The sequence below is a fragment of the Vreelandella sp. EE27 genome (genome assembly GCF_968206495.1).
This window is the reverse complement of record NZ_OZ309109.1, coordinates 765,081-780,315: the sequence shown is the minus strand read 5'-3', so window position 1 is coordinate 780,315 and position 15,235 is coordinate 765,081. Positions and strand designations below refer to the sequence as shown.

The 15,235-nt window shown below is 58.8% G+C and carries 15 protein-coding genes; 6 read left to right on the top strand and 9 right to left on the bottom strand.

Annotation, left to right across the window (positions count from 1 at the left end):
* Positions 1 to 233: 233 nt before the first annotated feature.
* The 7 genes from ACWHVV_RS03725 to ACWHVV_RS03695 all read right to left on the bottom strand — a co-directional run bounded on the left by ACWHVV_RS03725 (position 234) and on the right by ACWHVV_RS03695 (position 8,413).
* A complete protein-coding gene (locus ACWHVV_RS03725) occupies positions 234 to 1,385 on the bottom strand; it encodes a GGDEF domain-containing protein (RefSeq protein WP_447928137.1) in 1,152 nt (383 codons plus the stop codon).
* A gap of 260 nt (positions 1,386 to 1,645) precedes the next feature.
* Positions 1,646 to 2,992, bottom strand: coding sequence for an alpha/beta hydrolase family protein (locus tag ACWHVV_RS03720; protein ID WP_447928136.1), 1,347 nt, complete (start codon positions 2,990 to 2,992; stop codon positions 1,646 to 1,648).
* Between the two features lie 185 nt (positions 2,993 to 3,177).
* Positions 3,178 to 3,861 (bottom strand): TetR family transcriptional regulator, encoded by a 684-nt coding sequence (locus ACWHVV_RS03715; protein ID WP_447928135.1) that lies wholly within the window; start codon positions 3,859 to 3,861, stop codon positions 3,178 to 3,180.
* 50 nt (positions 3,862 to 3,911) lie between these two features.
* The gene (gene ggt / locus ACWHVV_RS03710; protein WP_447928134.1) at positions 3,912 to 5,516 is read right to left on the bottom strand and encodes a gamma-glutamyltransferase; all 1,605 of its coding nucleotides are present in this window, start codon (positions 5,514 to 5,516) and stop codon (positions 3,912 to 3,914) included.
* Between the two features lie 24 nt (positions 5,517 to 5,540).
* Complete coding sequence (locus ACWHVV_RS03705) at positions 5,541 to 6,821, bottom strand: TRAP transporter large permease (RefSeq protein ID WP_447527905.1); 1,281 nt, start codon at positions 6,819 to 6,821, stop codon at positions 5,541 to 5,543.
* A gap of 4 nt (positions 6,822 to 6,825) precedes the next feature.
* Positions 6,826 to 7,329, bottom strand: coding sequence for a TRAP transporter small permease (locus ACWHVV_RS03700; RefSeq protein WP_447895253.1), 504 nt, complete (start codon positions 7,327 to 7,329; stop codon positions 6,826 to 6,828).
* Positions 7,330 to 7,402: 73 nt separating this feature from the next.
* The gene (locus ACWHVV_RS03695; protein WP_447928133.1) at positions 7,403 to 8,413 is read right to left on the bottom strand and encodes a TRAP transporter substrate-binding protein; all 1,011 of its coding nucleotides are present in this window, start codon (positions 8,411 to 8,413) and stop codon (positions 7,403 to 7,405) included.
* A gap of 657 nt (positions 8,414 to 9,070) precedes the next feature.
* On the opposite strand from ACWHVV_RS03695, the gene ACWHVV_RS03690 reads away from it, so the two are divergent.
* The gene (locus tag ACWHVV_RS03690; RefSeq protein ID WP_447928132.1) at positions 9,071 to 9,445 is read left to right on the top strand and encodes a GFA family protein; all 375 of its coding nucleotides are present in this window, start codon (positions 9,071 to 9,073) and stop codon (positions 9,443 to 9,445) included.
* A 38-nt stretch (positions 9,446 to 9,483) separates the two neighbouring features.
* Here ACWHVV_RS03690 and ACWHVV_RS03685 read toward each other — a convergent pair whose 3' ends face one another.
* Complete coding sequence (locus ACWHVV_RS03685; protein ID WP_447928131.1) at positions 9,484 to 9,810, bottom strand: LysR family transcriptional regulator substrate-binding protein; 327 nt, start codon at positions 9,808 to 9,810, stop codon at positions 9,484 to 9,486.
* Between the two features lie 44 nt (positions 9,811 to 9,854).
* Here ACWHVV_RS03685 and ACWHVV_RS03680 point away from each other — a divergent pair, with 44 nt between their 5' ends.
* The 5 genes from ACWHVV_RS03680 to ACWHVV_RS03660 all read left to right on the top strand — a co-directional run bounded on the left by ACWHVV_RS03680 (position 9,855) and on the right by ACWHVV_RS03660 (position 14,009).
* Positions 9,855 to 9,980 (top strand): hypothetical protein, encoded by a 126-nt coding sequence (locus tag ACWHVV_RS03680; RefSeq protein WP_447928130.1) that lies wholly within the window; start codon positions 9,855 to 9,857, stop codon positions 9,978 to 9,980.
* A gap of 126 nt (positions 9,981 to 10,106) precedes the next feature.
* Complete coding sequence (locus ACWHVV_RS03675; protein ID WP_447928129.1) at positions 10,107 to 10,961, top strand: hypothetical protein; 855 nt, start codon at positions 10,107 to 10,109, stop codon at positions 10,959 to 10,961.
* Positions 10,962 to 11,047: 86 nt separating this feature from the next.
* Positions 11,048 to 11,899, top strand: coding sequence for a hypothetical protein (locus tag ACWHVV_RS03670; protein ID WP_447928128.1), 852 nt, complete (start codon positions 11,048 to 11,050; stop codon positions 11,897 to 11,899).
* Between the two features lie 304 nt (positions 11,900 to 12,203).
* Positions 12,204 to 12,836 carry a LysE family translocator gene (locus tag ACWHVV_RS03665; protein ID WP_447928127.1) on the top strand — a complete coding sequence of 211 codons (633 nt, stop codon included), beginning with the start codon at positions 12,204 to 12,206 and terminating at the stop codon, positions 12,834 to 12,836.
* Between the two features lie 543 nt (positions 12,837 to 13,379).
* A complete protein-coding gene (locus tag ACWHVV_RS03660) occupies positions 13,380 to 14,009 on the top strand; it encodes a LysE family translocator (protein WP_447928126.1) in 630 nt (209 codons plus the stop codon).
* A gap of 239 nt (positions 14,010 to 14,248) precedes the next feature.
* On the opposite strand, the gene ACWHVV_RS03655 is transcribed toward ACWHVV_RS03660, so the two are convergent.
* Complete coding sequence (locus ACWHVV_RS03655) at positions 14,249 to 15,202, bottom strand: DUF808 domain-containing protein (protein WP_447928125.1); 954 nt, start codon at positions 15,200 to 15,202, stop codon at positions 14,249 to 14,251.
* Positions 15,203 to 15,235 lie beyond the last annotated feature (33 nt).

The following is a 15,235-nucleotide window of genomic DNA, read 5'->3' as shown; positions in this document are numbered from 1 at the left end:
TTACGGTTTTTTCGTTGCGCTCGGCGCTTGCGCGGCTCGTTAAAACGCGTTCAAAAAAACGTGGGATAAAGACTTAAAACAAGAGGCAACGGTAATGGGGAAGCAGCGACCGCCCGACACCGACAATCGCTCCCCGATCAGACTTTATCGGCCGGGCCCTGGGGTTCTTGATACCCGGCCGAGCAAATGAGCAGTGATGGGGACGACGCGAACAGAGATTACGTCGATAAAAATTACGTTTTGCGTCTGTCACTCGGTGGCGTGGGCCGCTCGGGCGAATGCTCGGCCTCTTGGCATGCCAAAAACGCGACCTGATCGCGGCCCTGGGCTTTGGCCTGGTAAAGCGCCTGATCCGCACAATTGAGCAGCTGCCTCTCGCTTATCGAGCGGGCCTTGCGACACGACGGGGCGATGCTGGAGACGCCTACGCTAATGGTCACCCGGCCAGCGTGCGTGTCGGCGTTTAAAATATTCAGGTCGCGAACCGCTTCGACGAGCTTCTCACCCAGATAACGAGCGCCTTGCTCATCGGTAAAGGGCAGCACGCAGGCGAACTCTTCACCGCCATAGCGCGCCACCAGGTCCGTCGGCCGGGCGAACGTAAGCTCGAGTGCTGCGGCAATCCGCTCCAGGCACTTGTCTCCCTCCCCGTGGCCGTAACGATCATTGAAGCGTTTGAAGTGGTCGATATCGCACATGATCAGGGAGAGCTCCCCCGCCTCAAACGCCAGCCTCGACCATTCCCGTTCGAGGGTTCTATCGAGCAGCCGCCGGTTCGCCAGCCCGGTCAAAGGGTCGGTATTACTCTGCACCTCGAGATGCTCGTTTTTGTGCGTCAGCTCATCTTCGGCACTGTCGATCTGCTGGCGCAACAGATACAAAAGCCCAGCCTGCAAAGACAGCACGCCTGCGACGCTAGCGACGTACATGACATCGACCCAAGGCGATGGCACCGGCGTGAGCGCCACCGACAGTGGAAACATGAAGTGAGCGGTAATGTAGAGCGCGCCGACCAGGGTCATCAGCACCAGGTAGGTAACGACCCGTAGCTGCTCGAACAGAAACACCAGAATCGACGCCAAACAAAAGTAGAAAAGGTGCACGCCGGCTTCAGCGCTAATGAAGAGCGTCACGACGAACAGCTGGATACACGCATTCACGACCAGCAACTTTCTAGCGCTTCTGTAGAATCGGCAATAGTTAAGCGGCAACACCGAAAGGTAGGCCACCATGAACAGCAGATTAGCCGTAAAGATGCCGCGATAGAAGCCGAGGTCGTAGCCAATATAGAACAGTTGATAGGGGACGGTGGCCAATGCGCCGAACAGGCCAAGCTGGTTACAAAGCTCTATTTGCCGGCGGACCCTGACGGAGTTTCCCTCCACGCCCAATGACCCAATCTTTTTTATCGTAACTAGCATTGGCCAGCCCTTGGTGCAGCGTTTAAAGACAATAACCCGCCCGGCAGGCCACGTCCACCGAATGCCTTCGCCGCAATCAGCGCCCTCGAAACTCCGTTATCCAATGCTTTTGGCGCGTGTCGCCGTCGCCTTCTCTGCCAACCGATACGCCGATTACCAAAGAGCAGACGACGGCTTTGCCGATCAAGAAAACACCCTGGCCCCCAACAAGGGGCCGATGGCCATTACCGGCCTGGATTACCGTCGGCCTCCAGAAAATCAAAATGCAGCGCCTGGGCGGAGCGCTCCGGGAACCCGGTCCAGTAGGTGTGCTCCGGGGTCGGCTCGCCCTCTTCCATGCGCCATACGCCGTCGTTGGAGGACGGTACGAGGTCCAGATACGCCGACATGGCCTCTTCGTCTTTCAGGTACTGGCCAAGCCAGGCCGTCACGAAATGCGCCGACACGTTGTTCATCCGCACGCTATCCCAAACGAAATCGGTGTAGTGCATGGCCAGGTTGAAGCCCACCGCCTCGCTCTCTACCCAGGCCTCTTTTGGTGCGGGCATCGGCGCACCGACATTGTGGTTGGCGCCTTCGAAGATCAACAAGCCCCGCTCGACGCCTTCTGCGTTTTGCCATGCCGGTAAAACGCCGTCTTCATAACCGACGGTGTCATCGTTCGAGCCGCCCACGAAGAGCGTAGGCACATTCAGCCCTTTCATCGTTTCTTCATCGAAGAAGCCCGAGGAGTACCCGGCCGGGGCAAACACGACGGCGGTCTTGATGCGCGGGTCGAAACGCTCTTGAAAAGCCGCGGTATCGAAGCGGTACTGCTCGAGGGTGCCGGCGGGCGCGTGCCACGTGCCGTCATGCGCCTCGACCGCCTGCGCCGTAAGCCCAACCCCGGCGGACACCAGCGTGCCGTAAGCCCCCATGGAGTAGCCGACCAGCGCGGTATGGTTGTCATCGACCAGGCCGTTCAGAAAGCTCTCCGGCGCCTGGCCGAGCCGGGCGATCTCATCGAGCACGAACGTCTGGTCGCTCGAGCGGTTCACCAGCGCCGACGCGAAGGAGCTCAAGGTGCTGTAGGTGGTGTCCGTATGGTCGATCGAGACGACCACATACCCCTTGGAGGCGAGGTTCTCGGCAAGCGGAGAAAGCAAAAAGCGGTTGCCCGGATAGCCGTGGGATACGATCACCAGCGGGTACGGCGCATCCGTTTGAGCCGGCGGTGCGTCCCGCATCCCCTGGCCCTGGAGTTCGACCCGCGTCTTGCCATCGCGCAGGTACGCCTCGAGCGTGGTACTCCCCTCGGCGTCATCGCTTGCCGGGTACCACACTTCGACCGGCAGCGGGCGGTCGTAGCGCGGCATCTCATCCGTTGATGTCGCGTCCTCGGCCACGTTGGCGATATCGATCTGATCCTCGTGGGTCAGCGTCAACTCGCGCACGCCCACCGGGTACTCGCCATAGGCCGCCAATTCTGGGGCATCCGGGCGCACCGTATCGATGCGGTTTTCCGCCATCGCCGGTGCCGCCATGACCGTCAGCAGCATAGAGCCTGCTACCCACCTGCCATTCGCCTTCATACACGCCTCCTCAACGCTGGTTTGGTTAATCGAGTGGCCCGAGCCACAAAGCCTCGAGCCCACTCAACCCTACCACCGCGGGTAAACGATTACCCTGCTACCGAAGTTGAAGGTGGCGCAGCGTCATGCCCGTCTCATGCATCGACCGGCTTTTTGAAGCTTGGTGGATCGGGTCAGGGGCGGGGTCATGAAGTCACCCGAGACTCGACACAAAGATAAGAGAGAATGACCTCGACTGCGTGGGTGCGACGCTGAGAAAGCCACTGCGCATCGGCCAGGTCCTGCTCGAAAATGATCGAGAGCGTGTCGCGCTGGTTGATGTGAATGATCGATAGCGAAAGAATCGAGATGTAGAGCTGGGTGGGGTCGACGGCGCTACGAAACACCCCGGCCGCCTCGCCGCGTTCGAGAGTATCGCGGATCATGCCCACCAGCGGCGTGGTTTGCTGCACCACCGTGGCGGATTTTCGCAGCATGCGCCCGCCCAGCAGGTTCTCGTTGCGCACCAGGCTTGTGAACTCAGGGTGCTCGGCCATGTGGTCAAACGTGAACTCGACCAGCGCCTGCATACCCGCCACCGGCTCCAGGCCGCCCAGGTTGAGCGCTTTCTCCCTGGCCCGAAGCTCCTCGTAGACGCGCTCCAACACCGCCAGGTAAAGACCTTCCTTGTCGCCGAAGTAGTGGTACGCCATACGCACGTTACACGCCGCGGCGCGCACGATGCGCTGCATCCGCGCGCCGTCGAAACCACATTCGCAAAACTCCTGCGTGGCCGCTTGCATCAGGCGCTCACGCGTCTCACCCGCGTTGCGACGGGTTTTCTCGGGGCGGGCGGGCGGTGTCTCGCCCAGCGCCTCGCGGTCGTTCATGGGGACATCCTTGTTCTCTGTTGTTGTCTATTGCTGTCTCGAACTGGCTATCACGGCAGGCCTAGCGCGATGCCGTCGCTGCGCGGGTCGTGGGCGGCGTAAAGGCCTTTGGCGGGGTCGATGACCACCGCCCCGGGGTGGCCGGCCAGCGCGCTCTGGGCGGGCAGCGGGCTCACCTGATGGCCGCGCCGGGTCAGCTCGGAAAAGACCGCCTCCCCCGCGTCCTCTTCCAGTTTCAACGTATCACGCCCGTCGGAGAAAGTGCGCCCTAATAGAAAGCGTGGTTTTTTCAGCGCGGTGAGCGGGTCCAGGCCGTAGTCGATCAGGCGGGTCAGCACCGCCGCCAGGGTTTGCGGCTGGCCGTCCGCGCCTTGGGTGCCGTACAACAAGCGCGGCTTGCCATCGACGCGGTACATGCCCGGGTTCAGAGTATGAAAGGGGCGCTTGCCCGGCGCCAGCGCATTGGGATGCGTTGGGTCCGGGCTGAATGCCGCCCCCCGGTTGTGCCACAGAATGCCCGTATCGCCCACGCTAACGCCGCTGCCCCAGTCGTAGTAGATCGTCTGCAGCATCGAAACGGCGTTACCGAAACGATCCGAAGCCGCCAGGTACACCGTATCGCCATGCTGGTATTCGTGCGGCCACGCCAATGCTTTATCCGTCTCGATATGGGCGGCCTGCGTCTCCAAGTGCGCTGGCGAAAGCAGCTCATCGACGGGGACTGAGGCAAAGTCCGGGTCGGCCAGGTGGGCGTTGCGATCCAGAAAGGCGCGCTTCACCGCCTCGACCAGCAGGTGGTAGTAGTCCGCACTGCCCTCTTCGATGCCGGTAAAATCGAAGCGCTCGAGAATGCCCATGATCTCCAGCGTCGTCATACCCTGAGTAGGCGGGCGATGCGCCAGCAGCTCACCGCCGCGGTAAGGCATCGAAAGCGGTGCCTCGACCCGCGCCCGGGTGGCCGCCAGGTCCTTTGCCGTCAGCGGCGAACCCGCCGCCGCAAGCCCCGCGGCAATTTTTGCGCCCAGCGCGCCTTCGTAGAAATCCCGGTAGCCGTTCGTGGCCATCGAGCGCAGCGACGCGGCCAGTTCCGGCTGGCGAAGAATATCGCCCTGCTCGGGCATTTTTCCATTTGCCGTGAATAACGCCTGTACGCCGGGCATCGTCGCCATCTCGTCACGGCGGAAATCGAGCCAGAAGCGCTGCGACGGCGTGACCTCGAAGCCCGCCTCGGCCAGCCCAATGGCCGGTTCAAGCAAAGCCTGCCAGCTCATTTGGCCGCCACAGTGTTGGCGCGATATCGCCTGGGCCTGCCCCCAGGTATCCACCGTGGCCGCCGTGGTGAGCATCGAGCCTGGCCCCCGGGCGGGCAGCGCGCCAGCGTGTTCAAGCTTGGCCTTGGGCGCCTGGCCGATGCCGGAGAGCGTGTGCACCCCGCCCTGGGCGTCGGCAATGATCATGAAGGCATCGCCGCCCAGGCCGGTAAAGTGCGGGTAGGTGACCGCCAGGCAGGCGCCCATGGTAATCGCCGCCTCGACGGCGTTGCCGCCCTGGCGCAGTACCTCGCGACCGGCTCTAGTTGCCAGGGTGTGCGGGCTGGTCACCACGCCTTCCTGGGAGTGCGCCAGGGCCGAGGCCGTCTTCGTGGAAGTTGCCACTGAGATTATCCTTGTTCCAGGCGTTTAGCCGCCGTACACCATATTGGGGAGCCACATGCTGACCGCCGGAATGTAGGTCAGCAGCAGCAAGGCAACGAGCGCGATGCCGATGAAGGGCAGCGCCCCGCGCACCGTCTGCATGTAATCCACGCCTTCCAACGTGCCCGCCACGAACAGGTTGAGCCCGAAGGGCGGCGTGAACATGCCGATCGCCCCGTTCACGGTGAGCACCGCCCCCAGGTGAACCGGGTCGATACCGATGCGCATACCCACCGTGTAGAACAGCGGCGCGAGAATCACCATGATCGAGGAGGCGTCCAGGAACATACCGGCGATCAACACCGTTACGTTGATCAGCAAGAAGATGTGGTAGGGGTTCTCGGACAGCGACAGGATGGTATTGGCAAGCGTGGTCGCCAGGCCGTTACTGGTCAGAAACCAGGCCAGCACCGACGCCGCCGAAAGAATGATCATTACCTGGGCGGTCGTGGTCGCCGCATCGATCATGCTCTGGAACAGTTCCTTGAAGCTTTTTTCGCGGTAGATCAGCGCCGAGACCAGCAATGCGTAGACCACCGACACCGCGGCCGCCTCGGTGGGCGTGAATATACCCAGGTAAATGCCGCCCAGCACCACGACGGGCACGCCCAGGCCCCAGGAGGCGTCTTTCAGCCCGGCCAGCACCTCGCGCCAGCTGGGCGGGTCCATCGGCGCGACGCCGTCTTTCTTGGCACGGTACCAGCAGTACGGCAGAAAGCACGCGGCGTATAAAAGCCCCGCCCCTACCCCCGCCATGAACAACGCCCCGACCGACACCCCGGTGACCGCCGCGTAGACGATCATCACCACCGAGGGTGGAATGATGATGCCAAGCGACCCAGACGACACCAGCACGCCGATCGAGAACGGCCCGGAGTAGCCCTCCTTGCGCATGGCCGGGTAGAGCAGCGAGCCCACCGCCACCACCGTGGCCGGGCTGGAGCCGGAAATGGCGCCGAAGAACATACTCGACGACACCGCCGTCATCCCCATGCCGCCGGTAAAGCGGCCCACCAGCAGGTTGGCGAAGCGGATGATGCGCTGCGAAAGCCCGCCGGCGCTCATCAAGCTGCCGGTGAGGATGAAAAACGGAATGGCCATGAGCGGAAACTTATCCAGCCCCGCGAACAGCCGCTCGACGACGATGGCCAGCGGAATGTGGCTGAAGCTGCCCATTGCCGCCATCACCGAGCCGGCCAGGGCGATGAAGATCGGCGCGCCCACCAGCATCAACACCGCCAACAGCACTAGAAACGTGATAACCATGGATTCATCCAATCTGATCGAGGTGGGTGTCGGCTTGGCGGCGGCCGAGCAGGACGCGGAAAAAGTGCTGGGTAAAGCGAATACCCATCAGCAAAGCGCCCACGGGAATGGCCAGCTGCACGACCCACATGGGCGCCTGCAGCGCCGAGCTGACCTGGCCGAACCGATGGGTCTGTTCGGTGAGCTGAAAGCCGTAGAACACCAGAAAGGCGCAGAAGCCGATCGAGATCGCGTGCACAAGCAGCTCAAGCCCCCGGGCGATGGGCGGCGGGCTGAAACGGCGCAGAATATCGATACCGATGTGAATACCCTGGCGGGCGGCCACACTGGCGCCCAGCAGCACCATCCAGACGATCTGGTAGCGCACCAGTTCCTCCGCCCAGGAGAACCCGTCGTTGAACACGTAGCGAGCCACCACGTTGGCAAAGAGAATGAGCGCGGCGGATAGAATCAGCAGGCCGATCACGACCTCCTCGCTGCGCGACAGCCAAGCATCAAGTTTGCGCATGGCGCACTCCCAATGAGGAACACTTCAAAGAAAAGGGGGCTAGAGGAATACCGACCCTCTTGCGGCGGGCGTATTACTCGGCGTTGGCGATCGCCTGCTGGAACTCGTCCATCAGATCCATGCCGATCTCGCTGGCGAAGGCCTCGTGAACCGAGGCAGTCGCCTCGCGAAACGCCGCCAGCTGTTCGTCATCGAGGGAGCTGACGTTAGTGCCGCTTTCTTCGATGGTGGCGATGTAGCCCTCTTCACGGCGGGCGGTCTCTTCACGCTGGAAGGTGGTGGCTTCGCGGGCGACCTCGGTCAGCAGCGTCTGGTCGTCTTCGCTTAGGCCATCGAACCAACGCTGGCTGAACAGGAACGCGTAGCCCAGATACGCGTGGTTACTGATGACCACATCCGACTGCACTTCGAAAAACCGCATCTGGGTAATCGAGACCAGCGGGTTCTCCTGGCAGTCCACCACGCGCTGCTGCAGGGCGTTGTAGGTTTCACCGAAAGCCATGGGCACCGGGTTGGCGCCCATGGCGCTGAACTGCTCCATGATGATCGGGCTTTGCATCACGCGCACCTTGCGGCCGTCGAAGCTTTCCGGGCCCTCGATGGCGTGGTTGCAGGTGAACTGCTTGAACCCGCTCTCCCAGAACGTGACGCCCTTCAGGCCCACCTGTTCGGTGGTAGCGAGCAGATCGTCACCGGCCTGGCCATCCAGCACGGTGTGGGCGACCTCTGGCGACGGGAACAGAAACGGCAAGTCGACGATCTGCATGGCGGGCACGAAGCCCGAAAGCTTGGCCGTGGGGATGATGGCCGCCTCCACCGCGCCCATCTGCATCTGCTGGGTCACCTCGACATCGTCACCCAGCGTGTTGTTGGGAAAGAGCTGCACGGTGATCTCACCGTCGCTGCGCTCCTCCACGGCCTGCTTGAAGCGCTCCGCCGCCAGGTGCTGGGCGCTATCTTCGGGCAGGTCGTGGTGGAACTTCATGTGCGTATTGGCATTTGCCACGCCGGCGAAGGTCAAAGCGCCCAATGCCACGCTATAGGCGAGTGTTTTCAGCTTGGCGTTCTTGAGTTGCGTTTTCATGGTGTGATCCCTTGCCGAGGCGCCGATGGAAGTCGCGCTCCAGGTTGATTGAGTTAAGTAACTGTTTACTTACCTCAGTACTTAGCAAGGACTGTGCCATTTCTAAACCCGCGGTATTGAGGGGCTGGCTGGCTTTAAGGCGACTATTTACGCACCAATAGCGCGCCCCAAGCACAAACCTGGTGCGAACTCGGTGCTAAAGGCGTATCACTCGCGCAGTAAATCAATGAACGCCCGGATGCACTAAAAACCGTTAACGCCATCATCTATGCCGTCAATCTGGCCACACACCCGCTGCGCTTGGCGTTAGGCAGCACGGCCTATCACAGCATTCATGAAGCGCTCACACAGCGGTTACGCCCGCCGCCGACAGCGATGCGTTCATCGAATAAGGCGTGTCTTGCCCGACAGGGCACCAATGAGCCGATTACGGCGGCCATTCGGCGCACTTAATGAGCCGAATAGGGTTTGTATTTGGCTCACATAGTCGCTTTCCTATGCTTCAAGGCTCTTCCTTTAGCTTTTCTTTAGGCTTACTCACGGTTCACAAAATGGAGCTTTTTCAAAAACACCCTTCTCATGAAATACGAAACGGCCCCATGGAACAAAAGTGAAGAGCCGCCTACCTTGGGTACATACGTCTTGCAGAGGTGAAAAATGAAGCAACTAACCGGTGGTTGCCTGTGTGGCAAGGTACGGTTCAAAGCCCTTGGAGAACCGCTTAGTGTAGGCATTTGTCACTGCCTGGATTGCCGCAAACACCACGGCGCGCTTTTCTACGCAGCAGCGGATTACCCTAGGCAAGCCGTCACGATCGAAGGCGAGCCGCAAAGCTACCAGGGGCGCTACTTCTGCCCGGTGTGCGGCTCATCGGTCTTCTCGGTTAGCGAAGAGGAGATCGAAATCCACCTTGGCGCCCTCGACGCTCCGAATCAGCTACAGCCGACATATGAGCTTTGGACTCTTCGCCGTGAAGAGTGGCTACCGCCCTTTCCCGGTGTGGCGCGCCATGATCGGGATCGGGAAGAATGAGCACATGGCCACGCGGCAGTACCTGCCGCCGTTTCCCATCATTGTGCCAAACCCGCTACCGAGTCGCGCTGCTGAGTAATTTCACCAAGCCACTGCTGGCCTAGCGGGTTCAAGGGCCGCTTTTGGGGCCAGAAAGCAATCAGGTTGCGCTGACGGGTGGGCGATAAAGGCAGTGCGGTCACGCCCGCCGCGGGCCTGTTGCTCAGGGCCAGCCGGGGCATCAGGCTGACGCCTACCTCCCCGGCTACCATCTGTAGCAGGGTGTGCGTATCCCGCACCCAAAAATCTACCGTGAAGGTTTCACGCTCTTGCTGGGTACTCACGAACAACTGCTGGATCAACGCTTCACACCCGCCGGAGGACATTACCAGCGGGTAGCGGGCAAGCTCGGTTAACGTGACGCGGGGCGATGTATCCGCTGATTCCCGTGGTGCTGGGCTCGCTGGTACGCCGCGAGGCGGTGAGTGCGATGGCGATGGCGGGGATTGGGTTGTCTTTATTAGCGACGGTATTGGTGATGGCGGGGGCCAGTTAGTTAAGCAGCCAGCCATGGCTTGAAAGCGCCCGAGCCATCACTTACGAAAGCCCCCGTTAGAGCATCGTGCGTTTCTGATACTATATCGCGCTCCCGAAAATAACCGATAGACCGAGAGAGGCCCGCTTGAGCAACGATGCTCGCCCACTGACAACGCTTGAACGCTCTCACGCCCGGACGGTGCGCCGGGGGATTACGCTGGTCAACGCCCTGGCCATGGCCCTTGGCATTACGTCTTTGCTGCTTGGCCTGGCGGCGCCCGTTGCGTTCATTGCCGATGGCAAGCTGTTCGCGCCTCCCGTTATGCTCTTGATTGCGTTGCTGACGCTGTTTCTCGTTTCATCGGGCGCGCTATTGATCGCCTATGCCCGATATCACGAGATCACCCTTGCCAACACCGCTACCCCCTTGCGCGGAACGCTCACACGCGAGCGCCGCCGAAAGGTCAATGCCGTGACCGGTGGCCGCCATACGCTACGTATCGACTTCATCGACGACATTCAGCTGCGCTGGCCTTACGGCGCCGACCTCATTTTCGACCCGCTGGAAGGCCAGTACGTCGAGCTGATGGTGGCGATGATCGAAATTCGCCACCGCGGCCCGTGGACCCGGCTTCGTGACTTCCTGGGCTGTGCCAAGGCACGCCCGCGAAAAGTGGCGGTCGTGCTCGAGTACGGCAAAGCCATTCAACTCCACGCCGCGCTCGAAAAGTACGGGCGCCACTACCTACTGCGTTACCACGCCACGGTGACGGCGGTGATCATTGCCCTTGTGGCGCTGAGCCTGTTCGTCTTGATGCAGCCCGCCACGACGAATTTTTTGATACGCATCAACTTCTTTTTGAGCCTGCTGGCCGTTTTGGGGTATTTGGCGGGGCTCCTCCTGATCACCCTGCTTGTCAGCAAAGTGGTTCGGGCGCTGCGCCGGCGCTTCGACCCAGGTTTTGACGAGACCCCGCACGAGGAAAGGTTGAAGGGGTGAGTGACGGCGGCTGGCCGTTACGATCCGACCATTTTCCAACTGGCCTTTCTTTCAACTGACCTTTTTCAACTGATAAGGAGCCCCGCTTGAGCAAGCACACTCGCCCTCTAACGGCGCTGGAAAAGCACCACGCCCGCACGGTTTACCTGCGCATGATGTTGTTCAAATGCCTACTGGTACTGTTCGGCATGTTCTTTCTGGTGCTCAGCGTGGCGCTGCCGGTGGCGTTCGTGGTTGATGATATCCGCGCGTCCCTGCTGCTTATCGGCTTTTTGATCGTGCTGGATCTGGTCGTGGCGGCGCTGGGCGTCTTGTGTATCGCCCACGGCCTGGGGCGGGCCACCACGCTCAGGCACACCACCACCCAAGTGCGCGGCCGGCTGATCGAAGAAAAACGTACCGCCAGCGCAGGCAACGGCGGCGGGCGTTACACCGTCTACACCTACTTCATCAACGACATGCAGCTTTCCTGGCCGCCCGGGGCCGAACGCCTCTACAAGCCGCTGATCGATCAAACGATCACCCTGACGGTGGCCATGATCGACATCAGAAGCCGCCCCCGGTTGCAGGCGCTGGTGAAGTGCTTTGGCATCGACCCGGACAAGGAGAAGAGCCCGGGCCTGGGCGTGGTGCTCAAATGCCAGAAAGCGATCAATGTACACGGCGCACTCGAAAAGTACGGGCGCTATTACTTGCTGCGCTACCAGCTCAAACTGGCGGCGGGCTTTGGCTTCTTCGCGGCACTCGCTTTGCTGTTTTTCATGCATCCGACCTCGAACGGCTGGATGGTGCAGCAGAGCCCCCTCATGCAGGGCATGATCATTACCGGCTATGTCTTTGGAAGCATTGTGCTGGCGGCGTTGGTGGCTAACGGGTACCCGGCACTACGCAAGCGGCTGAATTCTGATTACGACGCTACGCCGCATGAGGAAAACTGAAGGGGTAACAGATTGCTGCCTCCTCTTCATTGGCGCTGAACCCAACTCGACCAGCATTGCTATCCAGGAACCTACACTAGCTGGTAAGGCGGCTTGCCTGGACAACGATACCCGCACGATCATCCGCGCTTTCTACTCTTCAAATGATCATTTATACTTTTTAGCGTTTTGTTAATCGCGTTTGGCATGGCACTGCCATCTACTCAATTTAAGATCATGGGCGTATCCTATACGCCGTCTCGCTTTCATGCTGCCTTCCATACCTTTTATGCAGGCGACAAACCAAATAAACGCTGGTTATAAAATGATCGATTTAAGTATGCTCTCCGTTTTTTTCGTTTCAACAATTTTCCTGGTCATATCTCCCGGCCCAGACTTGTTGCTTATTTCCACGTACTCATCATCACGTGGATTTAAAGCGGGCTTCATGATATCGCTTGGCGTATTTATTGCTGGAATATTTCAAACCCTTCTCGTTGCTTTTGGCTTAGGACAGCTAATGCAAGCAATACCTACCTTGGGACTAATAATAAAAACAATCGGTGCATTATATCTCGCTTGGCTCGGTTTAAATCTATTAAAATCATGGATTAACAACGACAAAGCATCAAAAAACAACACCAAGGCAAATTTTTTAAACTCAATGCAATTATTGTATCAAGGCTTACTAAACAATTTAATGAACCCTAAAGCCTTGCTTTTCTTCAGCATGTTTTTACCGCAATTCACAAGCGCCGACTTCAATCTAACAGCTCAAATCCTGATACTCGGGTTACTATTGAGCTCCACGGCTCTACTTATCAACACATTTTTCTCATTATCTTTTAGCAAGCTAGGCGCTTACTTAAGCAGTAAAGTTACGCTAGGGCGCCATATTGACGGAATACTGGGTATTATCTTTATAGGCCTTGCTGCACGTTTGGCGGCAAGCAAGTAATTTAACGCACTCATAAGCTCTTAAAGAGAGCAAAAATAAGATTATCAATGAAAGCGCTTATAGTAGCCATATACGAAACGAGATGAAAAGTCGCTATTGTCTTTCTGGCGATAGTGAAGAGATCACAATAGCGCGTGCAACAACTTTTACGCGCCACTAAGCGACAAGGTTATCCGAACGCTCAGTCAGTAATACAGCAAGCGTTGGCTACAGAGGTTCCCGCTGCCTATCTCGATTTACTCAAGATGACGGGTGGAATGGCCTGCCAAGGCACCTTCCTCTACTTAGCCATTGGCCGACCGGCCGAGATCGTCCAAGTGACCGTATAGTCACCGAACGGTAGCTATGGTTGTTACGATACGCCGTATGAAGAGACCCAAAAGATAAAAACACATTAGCAATCAATTTTCACTGCATCATCCAACAGCCTGGAAGCACAGGTATTAAAACGGCGAAAGGCAAGCTTTGTTTGCATAAGCGTTACAGACCGGCGCAGAATCAAGAAATTCGAATAAACGCGAGCCCTGTCAGGAAAAACACCCTATGTCTCTGCACGTTTGGCTGACGTTTTTCATTGCCTACCTTCTGATTACCCTCTCACCAGGCCCCAACGTGCTGTTGGTCATTCGCAATACATTAAGGTACGGCGCGACCGGTACGGTGATCGCGCTCACTGGTAACCTTCTTGCCCAACTGTTCACCATCTTGCTGGTGGCACTGGGCGTGGGCACCTTGCTCAGCACCCTGCCCACCGCGTTTACGGTATTGAAGGTGATCGGGGCGGCTTACCTTGTTTATCTTGGCGTGGCTCAGTTAGTGACCTCTTTCAAGACACCCGCTGCGGCCCAACAGGTGGTGGGCAGTACGCCATCAAGGCACCGCTCTCTGCTGCTGGAAGCGTTTTTGGTGTCTATCAGTAATCCCAAGACCCTGCTGTTTCTATCCGCCTTTCTGCCGCAGTTTCTTGATCACACGGTAGACGTGACCCGCCAATTCGCCCTCATGTACCTCACCATCGCGCTGATCGTAATTGGCGTACACTCAAGCTATGCGCTAGCGGTACGGCGCTTGGGGCATCACTTTCAAAGTCCGCGATGGAAAGCAGCGTTCAGTCGTATCAGCGGCACACTATTTATCGGCATGGGCCTTCGGCTGGCCGGTAGCCGCACATAGTGTTTAAGTAGATAACCGATACAACGAATAATGCCGCCTCCCTCACGACCAAACCGATAAACCACTCTACCCGCTTGGCTCTAAATCCAATATTTAGCGTCTAATCGATATAAAAGCGCTTTAACCAATAAAATATTGGATTTAAATAGCCTTTACCGCAGGCCATCACCCACCCACGCTGCGCGGATTGTGGTGCAAACGAAGTCGAAGCAGCCTGATACGCCCGTTGCGGCCGCCCACTACGGCGAATGTGCCTTCTTGAAGGGAACGACGAGGTGAAACGTTCCCACTACCACCGAGCCCACCAAAAAGCCAATCACCGCAGAACACAGCGTATTGAAGCTCCAGCCCAGCAGGCCGCCCAAGGCACCGGTTGCCTCGCCAATGTCATGCTCGATATGGTGAACCCATTCGTAGGGCGCGTTGAACCACCCCGTGCCATCCGCCCCCAGGTTGGCCATTAGAATATGCCCACCCACCCAGAGCATAGCGATGGTACCCACCACCGAGATGGTCGCCAGCACCTTGGGCATGGCCGTCACCAGGCTACGACCCAGTGTTTGTATTCCGGGGCTCTTGCGCTTGGCAAGTTTCAGGCCGATATCATCCATCCTGACCAGCAGCGCTACCACGCCATACACCAAAATGGTGATGACCAACGCGACCACGATCAGACTCACCAGCTGAGACCAGAACCCTTGATGAGAAACCGTGGAAAGCGCGATCACCATGATTTCCGCAGACAGAATCAGGTCAGTACGCACGGCACCACTCACGATTTTTTTCTCGGCCTCCGGCCCCTTTTCGACCGCTGGCTTGTCATCGTCATGCTCGCCGGATAGCTTGTGCCAGACCTTTTCCGCGCCCTCGAAGGCCAGGTAGGTGCCGCCCACCATCAGGATGATCGGCAATAACGCGGGCAAAAAGTGATTCAGGAGCAGCGCCGCCGGCAGGATAATTATCAGTTTGTTGCGAATGGAGCCCAGCGCGATCCGCTTCACGATCGAAAGCTCACGCTCTGCCGTTACCCCGTGCAAATATTGCGGCGTTACCGCCGTATCATCGACCACCACCCCGGCCGCCTTCGCCGTTGCCCGCCCAGCGGCTGCACTTACATCGTCCAGTGACGCGGCAGCCAGCTTCGCCAGGGCGGCAATGTCATCCAGCAATCCAATCAAGCCGCCTATGGCCATGGATGTTTTCTCCGTGAATAACAGTTGTAGATA